The organism is Epilithonimonas zeae, assembly GCF_023278365.1.
Classification (GTDB): Bacteria; Bacteroidota; Bacteroidia; order Flavobacteriales; family Weeksellaceae; genus Epilithonimonas; species Epilithonimonas zeae_A.
Window position 1 is genome coordinate 3,344,523 of record NZ_CP075338.1, and the last position, 16,012, is coordinate 3,360,534.

Annotated in this window: 14 protein-coding genes; 9 read left to right on the forward strand and 5 right to left on the reverse strand. The window is 34.1% G+C overall.

Features of this window, described 5'->3' with window-relative positions; all coding sequences use genetic code 11:
* Positions 1–79: 79 nt before the first annotated feature.
* Together mqo and KI430_RS15295 are read left to right on the forward strand one after the other, a co-directional pair.
* On the forward strand, positions 80–1,561 hold the full coding sequence (gene mqo, locus KI430_RS15290; protein ID WP_248875785.1) for a malate dehydrogenase (quinone): 1,482 nt from the start codon (positions 80–82) through the stop codon (positions 1,559–1,561).
* Positions 1,561–1,956 carry a hypothetical protein gene (locus tag KI430_RS15295; protein WP_074236933.1) on the forward strand — a complete coding sequence of 132 codons (396 nt, stop codon included), beginning with the start codon at positions 1,561–1,563 and terminating at the stop codon, positions 1,954–1,956. The genes mqo and KI430_RS15295 overlap by 1 nt, the downstream gene beginning before the upstream one ends.
* 31 nt (positions 1,957–1,987) lie before the next feature.
* On the opposite strand, the gene KI430_RS15300 is transcribed toward KI430_RS15295, so the two are convergent.
* Genes KI430_RS15300 through dapA form a run of 3 tightly spaced genes read right to left on the reverse strand, consistent with a single transcriptional unit; the run spans position 1,988 to position 4,912 of the window.
* Positions 1,988–3,049, reverse strand: a complete 1,062-nt coding sequence (locus tag KI430_RS15300) for a M48 family metallopeptidase (RefSeq protein WP_248875786.1) — start codon at positions 3,047–3,049, stop codon at positions 1,988–1,990.
* Entirely contained in the window at positions 3,050–4,009 is a 960-nt protein-coding gene (locus KI430_RS15305) for a YjgN family protein (protein ID WP_248875787.1), read from the reverse strand.
* Between the two features lie 24 nt (positions 4,010–4,033).
* A complete protein-coding gene (dapA, locus tag KI430_RS15310; protein ID WP_248875788.1) occupies positions 4,034–4,912 on the reverse strand; it encodes a 4-hydroxy-tetrahydrodipicolinate synthase in 879 nt (292 codons plus the stop codon).
* A gap of 236 nt (positions 4,913–5,148) precedes the next feature.
* Here dapA and KI430_RS15315 point away from each other — a divergent pair, with 236 nt between their 5' ends.
* The 7 genes from KI430_RS15315 to KI430_RS15345 all read left to right on the forward strand — a co-directional run bounded on the left by KI430_RS15315 (position 5,149) and on the right by KI430_RS15345 (position 13,060).
* Positions 5,149–5,916 (forward strand): 5'-nucleotidase C-terminal domain-containing protein, encoded by a 768-nt coding sequence (locus KI430_RS15315; protein ID WP_248875789.1) that lies wholly within the window; start codon positions 5,149–5,151, stop codon positions 5,914–5,916.
* Entirely contained in the window at positions 5,916–6,866 is a 951-nt protein-coding gene (locus KI430_RS15320; RefSeq protein ID WP_248875790.1) for a bifunctional metallophosphatase/5'-nucleotidase, read from the forward strand. The genes KI430_RS15315 and KI430_RS15320 overlap by 1 nt, the downstream gene beginning before the upstream one ends.
* Position 6,867: 1 nt before the next feature.
* Positions 6,868–9,174 carry a T9SS type A sorting domain-containing protein gene (locus KI430_RS15325; RefSeq protein ID WP_248875791.1) on the forward strand — a complete coding sequence of 769 codons (2,307 nt, stop codon included), beginning with the start codon at positions 6,868–6,870 and terminating at the stop codon, positions 9,172–9,174.
* 3 nt (positions 9,175–9,177) lie between these two features.
* Positions 9,178–9,855 carry a DNA repair protein RecO gene (recO, locus tag KI430_RS15330; RefSeq protein ID WP_248875792.1) on the forward strand — a complete coding sequence of 226 codons (678 nt, stop codon included), beginning with the start codon at positions 9,178–9,180 and terminating at the stop codon, positions 9,853–9,855.
* Positions 9,856–9,858: 3 nt separating this feature from the next.
* Positions 9,859–10,353, forward strand: a complete 495-nt coding sequence (locus KI430_RS15335) for a GNAT family N-acetyltransferase (protein WP_317231434.1) — start codon at positions 9,859–9,861, stop codon at positions 10,351–10,353.
* Between the two features lie 696 nt (positions 10,354–11,049).
* Complete coding sequence (locus KI430_RS15340) at positions 11,050–12,513, forward strand: hypothetical protein (RefSeq protein ID WP_248875793.1); 1,464 nt, start codon at positions 11,050–11,052, stop codon at positions 12,511–12,513.
* 13 nt (positions 12,514–12,526) lie between these two features.
* The gene (locus KI430_RS15345) at positions 12,527–13,060 is read left to right on the forward strand and encodes a hypothetical protein (RefSeq protein WP_248875794.1); all 534 of its coding nucleotides are present in this window, start codon (positions 12,527–12,529) and stop codon (positions 13,058–13,060) included.
* Between the two features lie 12 nt (positions 13,061–13,072).
* On the opposite strand, the gene recG is transcribed toward KI430_RS15345, so the two are convergent.
* Together recG and KI430_RS15355 are read right to left on the reverse strand one after the other, a co-directional pair.
* Positions 13,073–15,160 (reverse strand): ATP-dependent DNA helicase RecG, encoded by a 2,088-nt coding sequence (gene recG, locus KI430_RS15350; protein WP_248875795.1) that lies wholly within the window; start codon positions 15,158–15,160, stop codon positions 13,073–13,075.
* Between the two features lie 87 nt (positions 15,161–15,247).
* A complete protein-coding gene (locus KI430_RS15355; protein WP_248875796.1) occupies positions 15,248–15,982 on the reverse strand; it encodes a hypothetical protein in 735 nt (244 codons plus the stop codon).
* Positions 15,983–16,012: the final 30 nt, after the last annotated feature.

Consider the following 16,012-nt stretch of genomic DNA (forward strand, 5'->3'; position numbering starts at 1 on the left):
AATGATAAGATATTTAAAAAATGACGAGGCACAGAAGTTGACATTTATCACTAATTTTGTATCCGAAAAATCTAAATAAATGAATCCAAAACCTAAATACGATATTGCGTTGGTAGGCGGTGGAATTATGAGTGCAACTTTGGCAACAATGCTTCACGAATTTGACCCGAGTCTGGAAATTGCAATTTTCGAAAGACTGGAAAAAGTGGCCAAAGAGAGTTCTTCTGCTTGGAACAACGCTGGAACAGGACATTCTGCTTTCTGCGAACTGAATTATACGCCTGAGAAAGAAGGCAAAATCGATATCAAAAAAGCGGAATATATCGCAGAACAATTTGAAGTTTCTAAGCAATTCTGGTCTTATTTAATCAACAAAGGAATTATTGACAATCCGAAGGAATTCATCAATTCCTGTACACATATGAGCTTCGTCTTTGGAGAAAAGGATGTGAATTATCTTAAGAAAAGGCACGAAGCTTTGCAAAAATCACCTTTGTTCCAAGGAATGGAATATTCTGATAATCATCAACAATTAGAAGAATGGCTTCCGCTAATGATGCAGAAAAGAATGGCGACAGACAAACTGGCTGCTACGAAAATGGATCAGGGAACCGATGTCGATTTTGGAAGTTTAACTACGAAATTGATAGACCATCTCAAAAAAACGGAGTCTGTAGAAGTTTTCACTTACCACGAAGTAAAAGATGTGGAAGCGGATGGGAACGGAGGCTGGAATCTGAAAGTGAAAGACAGACAGAACCTACATAAACAAACTGTGAATGCAAAATTTGTTTTCATTGGTGCTGGTGGATACGCACTTCCACTTTTGGAAAGTTCTGGAATTGAAGAAAGCAAAGGTTACGGTGGTTTCCCTGTGAGTGGACAATGGCTGGTAACAACCAATCCTGAGTTAGTGGAAAAACATCACGCAAAGGTTTATACACAAGCAACTGTTGGTGCTCCGCCAATGTCAGTTCCGCATCTTGACCTAAGAATTATTGATGGTCAAAAAGCATTGTTGTTTGGACCTTTTGCAGGATTTTCGACTAAGTTTTTGAAAGAAGGAAGTTATCTGGATTTGCCGGAAAGCGTGAATTTCAAAAATATCCGTTCTCTGTTTGGCGCTTGGTGGCACAATATGCCTTTGACAAGATATTTGATTCAGCAGGTGACGATGAGCAAATCTCAGAGAATGTCGCACCTGAGAGACTTTGTGAAAGATGCCAAAGAAGAAGATTGGGAATTGAAACACGCCGGACAAAGAGTTCAAATTATCAAAAAAGACAGATTCGAAGGTGGAAGATTGGAGTTCGGGACAGAAGTGGTTGTGAACAAAGACAAAAATATCGCATCACTTTTGGGGGCATCTCCGGGAGCTAGTACTTCTGCATTTGCAATGATCATGGTTTTGGAAAACTGTTTTGCTGATAAGTTGAAAACCGATTGGAAAAACAAATTGGTAGAAATGGTTCCTAGTTATGGGAAGAAATTAGCAGAACATCCGGAACTCATCAACGAAATAAGAGATTATTCTAAAGAGAAATTAGAATTGGAATATTAATGAGTGAAACTATTGTAAAACCAATCATTGCTGAAGAAATTCTATTGGAGCTTCAGTCCAAAATGAAAGAAGAGAAGCAGGTCATCTTGCATTGCTGTTTCAAATCAGACTTCATTATGGAGGAAAAAATCAGGATTTGGTCATCAACTTATCTTGTTGATAGGAATTCTGACCATATTTCTAAGCTCATTCATTTTGAAAATATCAGCCTATTCCCAACTTGGACAGATGTCCCTGTTGCAAAAGAATATTGGTTTACATTGATTTTTTCCGGATTGCCAGATGATTGTAAGGTTTTTGATTTTATAGAATTGATTCCTCAGTCGGGCGGATTTTTTCAAGAAGGTATTGTGAGGAATTCCTCTGATATTTACAGAATTATCCTAGATATATAAAAAGAAAGGTTTAGAAATCTCTGAACCTTTTTTATTTTTTTAAATTATCAAATGCCTTTTGTAATTCGGGATTTGAAGAAAAAGAGTAGTCATTTTTGTCCATCAGAGTTTTGGAATAGTTCATTCGGTCTTTGGTTAATGGATGCGTGGACAAGATTTTTGGAACTTCTATATTATCATTTTTTTCAAGTAATTTGAAGAGTTGATACATCCCTTCCGGATTGATTTTATTTTGTTTCAAAATCACATAAGAACCTTCATCTGCTGATTCCTCAAATTCTCGGGAAAAAGACAAATTATTCAGCTCATTTGCGTTATTCGCTAAAGTGGTCATAATTCCATTCACATCGCCAACAACTAAAGAAACGATGGCATATCCAGCGATACTTCTTGCGAGAATTTTTGTGCTGTGTCTTTCTTTGATGTGAGTAGCTTCGTGTCCTAAAAGCGCTGCTAATTCGTTCGGATTTTCAACTTTTGAAAGCAAGCCGGAATAAACAACAATAGTTCCGTCAGGCAAAGCAAAAGCATTGAGCTCATCATCATTAATAACTTTGAAATGGAGTTTTCTCTCAGTCCCAAAGTTGATGAGATTGGCAAATTCCTGAAGTTTTTCAGACTGTTTTTCATCAATATCAGAAGTCGATTTGATTTGCTGAAAACTCGTATTTCCAATCTCTTCATCAAAACTGATTGGTAAAATATCAGTTACTTTTTCGCTGACATACGGAATGATGAAAATGTAAAAACAAGCAATAAGTGTGATAACGAAGACAAAAGCGGTCAAGTAAAACTTAGGGCCAAAATCCAGAATATTTTGATACCACGATAGATTTTGGGAAATTTTTGCTGACTTGTAAATTATATCGGCCGTTTCGGGATTTTCGATTTTGATAATTTCGTGGAAGTTGTCTTTTTTTGTAATGGACAATATTTCTCCGTTTTTTTCAAACTTAATATCCTGAAAATTCCATACAAATCTTCTATTTTCAAAGTAAAAGGTTACCTGATTATGCAGAAAAACTTCTAACTCCACAAAATGCGGTTTAGAAGTTTTCCCGTCAAAATATTTAGCCTGCGATGTGATTTTCATTTAGATGATGCCAGAAAGATCCATTGCATCCAGAGCCTCGTCGCCAAAAGCATTTTTGTATTCTTCTTCTGTTTGCTGCAGCGTGTCCAAATTGATATTTCCAACAATTTCCAAACTGCTGAAAAGTTTCGTCAAAGTTCTTACTTCTACAAAAGCATATCCTAAACCTAATGTAAACATCAAAATCAACATATTGATAATCAGTAACTCAAAAATATCTCCTGCTGATAATTTGGATTGAAATCTTACTTTCTCATTACCATTATGCAAAGTCAAATGGTCAAAATAAAATCTCAAAATATCTCTCTGGAACCAAAAACTGTAAATTCCTAAAGTAACATATGTCAAAATAATACCTTTAACATTTAGCCAAAAGTAATCACTTCCGCTGGCTTTGTATTTGAACTCAGCACTTCCAAATTTTACATTGCTTAATGTATAATTACGCAAATCCGTCGTCATCCAGAAACTATAAATTCCGAATGTAATGATCGTAAGGAATAGATCTTTGAAATATATTTTCATCAATGTTCCTCTGTCGCCTCTGTATCCAAATCTTACGCCTCTCCAATTGGTTCTGGACATTCTGTATTTGTAAAATCCGTGGATGGCGAAAGGAATGATTCCTAATAAGAACACATAAAAAGCCAGCAGAAATACAAACATCAAAATTGTATTCTGAGTTTTTGCTGCAATGATAATCCCAATGTAAAATGCCGCAACGATTCCAAAAATTTTCACAAAACCAACAAACATCTCTTTTCCGGTTCCGGTGAACTGAAAATTATCGCCCTCCAAATAAGAATTAGAATAAAGATATTTAAGTATTTTCTCTTTTGCCCAAGGATAATAAAGCCCTAGTGTGATAATTGTTAAAAGCCAGTTTACTACTACGACTCCAAAAAACTCTCCGCCTTTTCCTTTGAAAGAAAAGTCATACGTTTTCATTTGTGTTTCCATTAGTTTTTAATTCTGTTGTGTTTATTAATGTTCTAATTTTTGCATTTCTTGTTTTATCTTTTCCTGCAGACCTTCCGAAGCCGGAACTAAAGGAAGTCTCAAATAATTTTTAATCAAACCTTTTTCAGCAAGAATAGTTTTCACGCCGCAAGGATTACCTTCAGCAAAAATCAATCTTGTGATTTCTACCAAAGAATTGTGAATTTTGTAAGCTTCGTCAACTTCTCTGTTACGAGCCAGTTTTACCATTGTAGAAAATTCTTTTGGGTATGCCTGTCCGATTACGGAAATCACACCATCGCCTCCAGCCAAAGTTACCGGCAAAGTATATTCATCATCGCCCGACATTAATGAAAAATTTTCAGGCTTTTGTCTCAGGATATCGAAATATTGTAGAATGTTTGGCGCTGCTTCTTTAACCATGAAAAGATTCGGAAATTCCTTAGCTAAACGTAGCGTTGTTGAAGCTTCAACATTTTGTCCGGTTCTTCCCGGAACGTTATAAATAATGATTTTTTCTCCAGTTTCAGCTAAAGCTTTATAATGCTGATAAAGCCCTTCCTGATTTGGTTTGTTGTAATAAGGAGAAACCGATAAAACGGCATCAAAATCCGAAAGATCTGTTTCTTTGATTTGTGTTACAACCTCGGCCGTATTATTTCCACCAATTCCTAAAACTAATGGCAATCTGTTATTATTGATCTTAGTGATGTGAGCAACAACTCTGTCCTTTTCTTCCTTGGAAAGCGTTGCAGCTTCTGCTGTAGTTCCCAGAACAACGAGGAAATTGGTTCCGTTGTCTATATTATAATCGATTAATTTGGTAAGAGAATCAAAATCTACGGATAGATCTTCATTAAAAGGTGTTACCAAAGCTACACCTACGCCTTTTAGCTGACCCATTTTTATTTTAAAATTAAATTTCTCAAAGTTAATTTTATTTTAATAATTGACAAAGATTATGTTTGGCTTTGTTAGCTGGTAACAATTTTTTTAATCTAAACTAAAATGAATGTTCTTTTGACTTCTCTAACAATTATTTAGTTAGTTTTAAAACCCGAAAATCATTAGATTTGTATCCATATTATTTTTAAATGAAATCGGAGATTCCCGAATTCAGTAATTAAGATAAAAATTCAATGATAAAAAATAGATTATTAGGATTTGGTATCATCAGTTTGCTTTTGATTGGTTGTAAAGCACCACTCAATATCGCAAATATCCACACCGAAAAGAATATTTACATCACAAGCGATCTCGCTGAAGATAAGGAAATGGCTGCCATCATCCAACCTTACAAACATGAGTTGGAAGGTAAAATGAATACCAAAATTTCTCATACCAATACAGAACTTAACAAATCAGGCGATAATAGTAATCTTGGAAATCTTTTAGCAGATTATACTTTCGAAGGTGCCGATGAGTGGGCAAAAAAGAATAATGTTCCGCCAATGGATGCAGCTGTTATCAATATCGGTGGAATCCGAACCATTATTCCAAAAGGTGATATTTTGACGAAGCAGATTTATGAAGTAATGCCATTTGAAAATGAAGTGGTAATCATCAAAATGAATGGAAAAGATGCGGAAGGATTATTTGATTATTATCTGAAAACTCAGAAAAATAATCCGGTTTCTCATTTGGTCATTGAAACAGACGAAAATAATTCGATTTCTAAAAAATTAATTAACGGAAAAACAGTCGATTATAATAAAACATATTATATCGCAACTTCTGATTATCTGGCTTTAGGTGGAGATAATATGTTCTTTTTTAGCAAAGGTGAAATGATATCAACAGGGATAAAGATGCGTGATCTTTTCCTGGAAAAGTTCAAACAAAATCCAGAGATTTCTTCTCCAGACGACGTAAGATTGATTTTTAAAAACAAAAAAGTGCAGGAATAATGAAAAGAAAAGAGTTTCTAAAATATATTGGAGGCGGAAGTCTTGCTTTGACATTGGCACCTAATCTTTTGTTGGCAGAGCAATTTGATATTCTGAAAAAAGAGTCAGCACATAAACTAACTATTCTTCACACGAATGATCAACACAGTAGAATCGAACCATTCGATGCTTCTTACACCAAAAATCCAAATCAAGGTGGTTTTGCGAGAAGAGCTTCATTAGTCAATAAAATCAGAAGTGAGGAAAAAAATGTTTTGCTTTTGGATTCAGGAGATATTTTTCAAGGAACGCCTTACTTCAATTTTTTTGGCGGCGAATTGGAATTTAAATTAATGAGTATGATGCAATATGATGCTTCAACAATGGGAAATCACGATTTTGATAATGGTTTGGAGGGTTTTCTAAAAGTCCTTCCGAATGCAAAATTTCCTTTCATTTGTTCCAATTATGATTTTAAGAATACAATCCTTGACGGAAAAACTGAACAATATAAAATCTTTAACAAAGACGGAATCAAAATCGGGATTTTTGCTGTAGGAATCGAATTGAATGGCTTAGTTGGTAAAAAGAATTATGGAGAAACAGTTTATCAAGATCCAATTGAAATTGCTCAACATTATGCTGACTTTTTGAGAAATGAGAAAAAATGTGATTTGGTAATTTGTTTATCTCACATCGGATTTGATTATAAAGATGATCCAAAGAAAATGTCTGATAAACATTTGGCTGCAAAAACTTCCGGAATAGATTTGATTTTAGGCGGTCATACGCACACTTTCCTAAAAGAACCAGTAAATTTCCAGAATAAGGATGGTAAAAATGTCATTGTCAATCAAGTAGGTTGGGCAGGCCTTTTATTGGGTAGGTTAGATTTTTATTTTGATAAAAATAAGAATGTGAAAAATATTTCGTGGAATAATCAGTTAATAGATGAAAACATAATTGTTTAGAATGAAGAAAATTTTATTAATTATATCAGTTTTTACAGCACTGATTTTTCAAGCGCAGACCAGTAAATGGAGCGATCTTTTCTCATACAATAACGTCCTGAAAATAAGAGAAGACGGTGACCGCTTAATTGCTGCCACAGAAAACGGAATTTTTTATTATTATCCGGGAACTGGTGAAATCAAAAAACTGTCAAAAGCCAATGGACTTCATGAAGTGAAAATTTCGGCCTTCGATTATAACCCTGCAACTCAGATGGGAATTGTTGGCTATCAGAATGGTTCTTTAGATGTTATTACACCTAATGGAATTTTTTTGATTGTAGATATTCCTTTGGCAACCGGAACAACAAATAAAAAGATTAATCATATTGCTATTAACGGTGACAGAGCAGTTATCTCTGCTGGTTACGGTGTGTCATTATTTAATATGAATAAGAGAGAGTTTGGAGACACTGTATTTTTTCCTGCAACTGGGACTAATATAGAAACGGTGAACTCTGCGGTCATTAAAGATAATGCTGTTTATGTAGCTACAAGTAAAGGGGTAAAATTCCATGAGATTAATGCAACTTTTGCCCTTTATTCTGATTGGAATTTATCTTCCAATATTATAGAACCAGCCGAGAATACTAATGTGACATTTACAAAAATTGACGTTGGAAATTGGATTGTTTATGCAAAGAAAATTGTTACAAAGGTAGCTACCTCACAAACAGCCGAAGAGTTTTATTATACAGTCAAATATAGATCTGGAAATTCTGTTTCTACGATTAATAGACAATTTATAGATGTACAAGACTTAAAAATTACAGACAGTCAGATCATTATTTCTGATAAAACAAATGTTTATCTTTATTCAAACAATGGTGTTCAACAGAAAGTTTTTGATGTTGGAGAAAATATAAATACAGCTTTAATTTCAAATAATTTATTATATACAGGAACTAAAGTTTCAGGGTTGTTCAACGAACAAAAAAATAGTTTTAAACCAGATGGTCCATATAGCAATACATCTTACAAATTATCACTTTTAAATGGACAAATCTGGGTTTCTACTGGCAGCAGGACATCGTATAACCAAACGATAGCAAAACCTTTAGGGTATTATCATTACGATGGTAATTCATGGATTTATCCAGATTTATTTAAGTTACGTCCAGATATTTATTATAATATTTTGGATGTAACTCCAAATCCTTCTGATCCATCTGAAGTGTTTTTCACAAATTATTATTCTTATGAATTTTATCATTCCTCGAAAGGTATTTATAAAATGACAAATGATAAATTAGTTAAAACATATGCTTCTGAAGGAAAATGGGATCTTTCCAGACCAGTAGGGTGTACTTTCGATTCTAATAATAATTTATTTTGTACACTTTCACAGATAGAAGCAACAAGAACTTCAGGATTCTACTATTATAACAGAACTGCTGATAATTTTGTGTTGAATGGAACATCTCTTAATGACGGCGCACAGAAACCAATTGCAAAAGACGGAGTTTTATACATACCTTTGCCAAGAGGTTCTGGAGGATTGTTGATGTATAACTATAATAATACACCACTTAATAATTCTGACGATGCTCTTAAACTTTTGAATAAAAACAATAATCTTCCTGTAGAAAATGCAGTAAGTGCTTCCTTAGATAATAATGATGATTTATGGATTGGTACATCAGATGGATTGAGAATTTTATCTAACCCAAAAGCTGCGATTTCTGAAGAAAATCCACAGACTGAGGAGATTATTATAGAAGAAAATGGATTGGCAGAAGAACTTTTTAGAGATGCTAATATTTTACAAATAACTACTGATTCAGGAAACCAAAAGTGGATTTCTGTAGATGGAGGCGGTGTTTTTTACATAAGCCCATCAGGAGATAAAACCATATATCACTTTACAAAATCGAATTCCCCTTTACCTAACGATAGTGTAACAGATATCCAGATTGATGAAAAAACAGGAAAGGTTTACTTTGCAACTATAGATGGGATTATGGCTTATCAAGGAGATGTATCCGAGGTTACTTCCAATTTTGGTAACGTATTAGTATATCCAAATCCAGTTGTTTATGCTCAATATAAAGGCAATGTCAGAATAAAAGGTTTGGCGCAGAAAACCAATATCAGAATTACAGATGCAGCTGGTAATTTGGTACATTCAGCAGTGGCTAACGGTGGTTATTTTGAGTGGAATCTTAACAATCAAAGAGGTGTAAGAGTAGCTTCTGGAATCTACTATGTTTTGATGACCAACGAGGACGGAACTGATACTGCAACCGCAAAAATTGCTGTCGTAAATTAAGAAATGACCCAAGAAGTTTTTTTACTGTCTTATACAAAATATGGAGATCACGATGCTGTTCTCCATTGTTTTTGCAGAGAAAACGGATTCGAAAGTTTTTTTGCCAAAGGAATTTATTCTCCAAAAAATAAAAAGAAAGCATTTCTTTTTCCTTTAAATGAACTATTGCTTTATACTTCCGATAAAAAGAAGAATATCCAGAATGTTATCAAATTGGAACAGATAAATTCGGAACTTTTTACTTCTGATATCAGAAAGAATTCGATTTTATTTTTTATTTCTGATTTACTGAATCAAGTTCTAAGGAATGAAAACCAAAACCAAAATATTTACTCGGAGATTTCGCTTTTTTTGAATCAATTACAAATGGATAATTTCCAATCTCATTTGATATTTATTTTTAGATTGTTGAAACAGCAAGGTTTACAGCCATTATTTTCTGATAAAACTTATCTGAATCCAGAATCAGGAAACTTCGAAGAAAATGAATCTCATCATTTTTTTGATAAAGACATTTCCGCCATTTGGAAAGAATTGATCGTATCACAAAACCCTTATGATATCAAACTGAGCCGATTCGGAAAACAAAATTTCCTCGATTCTATTTTAGTGTATTATCATTATCATTTTACAGATTTCAGAGAACCAAAATCTCTTGAAATTATCAAAGAAATTTTTTAAATTATGATTATCAAAGCCGAACAAAAAGACATTCCTATTATTCAAAATTTAGCAAAAAAATCATGGGCTTTTGCTTATGCTGATATTTTGGAACAAGATCAGATTGATTATATGCTGAATATGATGTATTCCGAAGAGGCACTGAAAAAACATTTCAAAAATCCCAATTATCATTATTATTTAGTTTCAGAAAATGATGAATTTCTTGGTTTTGTTGGATTTGAGTTTCATCAGGAACCTGAAACAACAAAACTTCACAGGATTTATTTTTTAAAAGAAGCACAAGGAAAAGGTTTGGGTAAAAAAGCGTTGAAATTTGTCATCAATGAAGCGGAAAATGTGAATGATAAACGAGTGACGCTCACCGTCAATAAAAATAATTCGGCACATAAATTCTATGAATCCCAAGGTTTCAAAGTTTATGAAGAAGCCATTTTAAATATCGGAAATGGTTATGTGATGGATGATTATCTGATGGAATTTATTATCAATCAATAATAAACCAAAGCATTTGCAAACACGCAGATGCTTTTTTTGTGATTGATTTTCTACTCTTTTCACATACTGTAAGTTAACTAAGAATGAACCACTTTCAAACTTCAAATTTCTATAAATTAGATTAATGACTTTCGATTTTGCTTAAATTCTGATTTTAAGACCATTAATAAAATTAAAAATATCAGTCTCCTAAAGCAATATTATGAAGGTGTTAATTCTCAATAAAACTTCATTTAATTTATCCTTAAGTATTATTAATACACAGATAATAATTCATTAAACTTATATCTGCTGCATAATTTTAGATTTGTCCCAGAACGAAATCAGTAATGCCTGATAGTAATTTTTCTTCATATACTATTTTTTAAATTTAGAAAGCCTGCTATTTATAGTAGGCTTTTTATTGTCATATTGAGGTTGTTAATAATGATGTGTTAAGTGTTAAAAAATCATTATTATGCTTTTATGGTATAAATAATGTTATATAATTATTTAAATTTGCACTACAACACAAATAAATGAAAAAAATGAAAAATTCAATTAGCACAACTGTGCACTCTATTTTCTTAGATAGGAAACCTTATTTTCTACAAATCTTTATCAATCCGAATAAGCTATAATTAAGTTACAGCTATAATTCTTTCTATTTCAAGTTTACACTTGAGAAATTTTATATCTATTTAAAAAAACACAATAATGAAAAGAATAATTTTCGTCTTCTTTTTGTTTTCTGCATTATCAAAACTTTTTTCACAGGCAACAACTCCAATACCTTGTACTAGTGGAAAAGCTTATGTTGTAATGCAAAACATAACTGGAACAAGTGGTATCTCTGGTTTTTATTCTATTGATGCCAATAGCGGAGCAGTAACTACAATTAAAAATCCAATTATCCCAGCATCTACCGGAATTACCGGAAGAAGGATCAATTGTATTGGTTATAATAAGCTGGATGGATTTATATACGGATACAGAGCAAACTCTAATCAGATTATTAGATTGGATCTTAATGGCAATTATGACCTTATTACTGTAAGCGGCTTAACTGCAGGAACGGTAGGTGCGGCTACCGCAGGAGATGTTTATAATAATGAGCTGTATATTTTCAGGAATTCTAATGCTCAGATTTACAAAATTAATCTCAGCACCTTAGCTGTTACTGTAATTCCTTTTACGACACCTACTGCCATTACCAACTTTCAAATCAACGATTTTGCTTTTGCATCGGATGGTAATATTTATGGAATTACCCAGATTGGTAGTGCAAGAAAAGTTTTTAGAATCAATTTAACCACCAATGCACTTCAATTTTTGGGAGATGCTATAGGTGCTCAAATCAATTCTGAAGCTGATGATTCTTGGGGAACAGCTTTTATTGATTCTGCGGATAATCTATATGTAGGAAACAATGGTAGTAGAAATGCCTATAAATTTCAGTATAATTCTGCAACGACATCGTATAGTATGAATGCCAGTTTGTTTGCAACCGCGAATGATGCAGGTCAAGTTTTGGCAGATGGCGCAAGTTGTGCACTTACATTGCCTCCAAATCCTAAAGATGATACAGGTTGTATTGCAGATCCAACGCTTTCACAAACTATTACAATCAATGTTTTAAGTAATGATGTGTCTGGAACAAGAGCTATTAATCCTGCAAGCGTAAGGCTCATCAATCCGTCAACGATGGCTACGGCTACTACGGTTACAATTCCTGGACAGGGAACTTTTACTGTCAATACAACCACTGGTGTAATTTCATTTTCCTCTTTAACCACTTTTACGCAACCAGTAACGATCCAATACAGTGTAGCAGATACGGCTGGACTTGTTTCTGCTCCTGCAACAATTACGGTTTCTATTTGTTATTGTACAAAAACGCCGGCAACAGGAACACCCAATGCATATACTCCAATCGGGATAACTTCACAACAGAAACAGGACAGCTGGCCGCAAAGTATTCCTAATGGTTTTATAGCTTTAGAATCAAAACAGAAAGGACTTGTAATTACGAGAGTCAATCACGTGAGTACAACGCCTCAAACTACAGATTCTGTTACAGATCCAAAAGAAGGGATGATTGTGTATGATATCCAGGACAAATGTGTGAAGCTTTTCAACGGAACAAGATGGAAATGTATCAATAGAAGTTGTAACCAATGATAATAAAAACCAATTGAAAAATAAAATTTATAATATAATTTTCTGTGCTATAGCAGGCATTGTAAACGCCCAAGTTTCTATGGGTGGTAAATTAAATGTAGATGGTGCATCAACAATTCTAGATTTCAATGATGCAACTGGTAATACCAATGGCATCATACTTCCTGCTGTAGATGATACAACCAACGCCTTTAATTCTATGGCATCGGCTAATAATGGAACATTCCTTTTTGATAAAAGTAATAACAGAGTAAGGATGTACGAGAATAATACTTGGGTTAATCTTACCGATGAAGGAGTATCGAGTTCCATTATTCCAAATACTTCAGATGAATCTGGTTCTAAGTCTGGTGTTATTATGGGATCAGAAACTAGTGATGCAAAAGGGATATTGATTTTGGAAGCTGCAGATAAAGCTTTGATATTACCCAAAATTGCCAATCCCCACTTAACTGTAAAAAGTCCTTATCCAGGGATGTTATGTTATGACACTGTTGGTCGTGCGATTGCGGTTTACGATGGGAATGTCTGGAGCTATTGGAAATAGATTTTAAAAGTCTTAGCTGATCTGTGACCACTTATTCTTCCCTTTATATTGTCTGATGTAATATTGTTTCATCACCTGATTATCGGGATGATTGAGAAGCGAATCTTTTTCTAGGATTCGCTCAACGGTTAGTTTCGAAGCTTTTATAATGGCAGAATCTTCTATCAGACTTAATTTTTTGAAATCTACGACACCACTTTGCTGAGTTCCCAAAATATCGCCCGGACCACGCAATTCCATATCAACTTCGGAGATTTTGAAACCATCATTGGTCTGAACCATAGTTTTGATTCTCGTCCGGCTTTCTTTGCTCAGTTTATCATCTGTCATAAGGATACAATAACTCTGTTCTGCGCCTCTTCCAACGCGTCCTCTCAACTGATGAAGCTGTGATAATCCGAATCTCTCGGCACTTTCAATCACCATTACAGAAGCATTCGGAACGTTGACACCAACTTCTATCACAGTTGTTGCTACCATAATTTGAGCATTTCCTGAAGCGAAAAATTGCATATTAATATCTTTCTCCGCAGGTTTCATTCTTCCGTGAACCATTGTCACATTGTAACTTTTGAAAAAATTCATAACTTGGTCCAGACTTTCCATCAGATTTTTGTAATCCAGAGTTTCTGATTCCTCAATCAATGGATAAACAAAGTAAATTTGACGACCTTTTTCTATCTCTTCCCGACAAAAACTGTAAACCGAAAGCCTGTCTTTTTCTCGTCGATGGGCTGTGATAATTGGTTTTCTTCCGACTGGCATTTCATCAATCACAGAAACATCCAAATCCGAATAAAAACTCATTGCCAAAGTTCTAGGAATTGGCGTCGCAGTCATTACCAAAATGTGGGGCGGAATATTATTTTTTGCCCAAAGTTTAGCCCGTTGAGCCACCCCGAATCTATGCTGTTCATCGATAATCGCTAATCCCAATTTATGGAATTTAACTTTGTCTTCAAGGATTGCGTGCGTTCCAATCAAGATAGAAAGTTCGCCATTTTCCAATTCTTCGTGAATGATTTTTCTCTCAGAAGTTTTGGATGAACCGGTCAAAAGTTTGACATTAATCTCTGTATTTTGTAATAATTCTTTAATTGAATTAAAATGTTGCTGAGCTAAGATTTCTGTCGGTGCCATCAAACAAGATTGAAAACCGTTATCCATCGCTATTAGCATAGTTAATAATGCGACCATCGTTTTCCCTGAACCAACATCGCCTTGCAACAGTCGATTCATTTGGGTCGAACGTTTCATATCGGTTCGGATTTCTTTCAGAACTCGTTTTTGGGCGTTCGTTAATTCGAATGGAAGATTGTTATTATAGAAATTAGTGAAATGGTCGCCGACAATCGGAAACGGATTTCCGAAGGATTTCGTTTTCTGGTGCAGTTTTTTCAGTCCATAACCTAACTGGAAAAAAAATGCTTCCTCGAATTTCAATCGCCTGTCAGCCGCTTCAAAATGTTTAAAATCTTTTGGAAAATGAATGTTGTAATAGGAATTCAATCTCCCCATTAACTTCATCGATTTCAAAAGATAATCGGGTAGATTCTCGGAAATCAGTTGAGGTAAATCTTTTAAAATGTTGAAAATAACATTTTGAAAAAACTTATTATTGATTCCTCGTTTACTCAATTTTTCGCTTCCAGGATAAATTGGTAAAAGCGTTCCTGATAATGCTTTTTTTTCATCGGCTTCAATCTCAGGATGTGGCATAGAAAAATTACCATTGAAGAAGTTGACTTTCCCGAAAATAAAAATTTCTTTATTCAATGGAATAGAGTCTTTCATCCAATTGGTGTATCGGAACCAAACCAAATCCATCGTACCAGTCTCGTCTCTGAATTTCGCTGACAAGCGTTTCCCCTTTTCGTAAACAACTTCCTGGATATCTGTGATTTTCCCTCTCAGCTGGATATCTGCATCCGGCTCTTTGGTTAAATCTCCTATTTTGTAAATTTTACTTTTATCGATATAACGGATTGGATAGAAGGTCAGCAAATCTTCCACAGTCGAGATTCCCAACACGTTTCTGATAAATTTTGCGCGTTCGGTTCCGATGTTTTTGAGAAATTCTATGGAAGTTTCTAAAGTCAAAAAAGGAAAATTTGTTCCGACGAATTTCGGGAAAATTTATGAAATTTCAGTTTAGAATCAATTCAAATCAAAAACAAAATTGGAGCATTATCGGTTACTTTTTTCGAGGAGTTTCGGAATCGTATTAAAACCTAACCAGAGAACTGCGAGGAGGAGTGCAATCCCGACAAAAACTTGTACGCAGGACATCAGCAAAGAATAACTGCTGGAATTACTTACTAAGATTTTTTCTGTGGTAATGAACAATTTACTCTCGTCGTTTTTTGGATTGAAAAAGATCTTATATGCTTTATTTTTTTTGTAATTCTCGATATTCTGAGAAAGCTCATTTTTTATTTTTTCTTTTTTTTCTTCTGTCTTACGGAAATACCAAGGATAAACAATTTTGATAGCTTCAAATTCTGTCATCTTTTTGATTTGATTATTATAGAGGAAAGAATATTGGATATTCGCAATCGCTTTTGGACCTTTTCTTCGGGTGATTTCTTCCCATTTGACATACTGATTTTCTATGGTTCCATTGGTTTCTTTCCAGTTCCAATGAAATAATTTGAAATCCTTCACCTGAAGATATGGAGAAATAGAGTAGATGCTAGTCAGGGAAAAGTGAAGCAATAAAAAAATCACCAATAATCTTTTCCATCTTATTTTAGTTTTGAATTGTGGTATGCAAATCAGAAGCGAAATGATGACCGAAAGAATAGACGCACTAATTGGCGAAAATATGAGGTAAATAATCAAAATTATAGGAAACAGCACTTTCCAAGTCAAAAAATCAGTAATGCCTTTTCCTTTTTTTTGATAAGCTTCGTTAGAATTCATATCATTTCTGTGTATTAACCAACTTAGTCG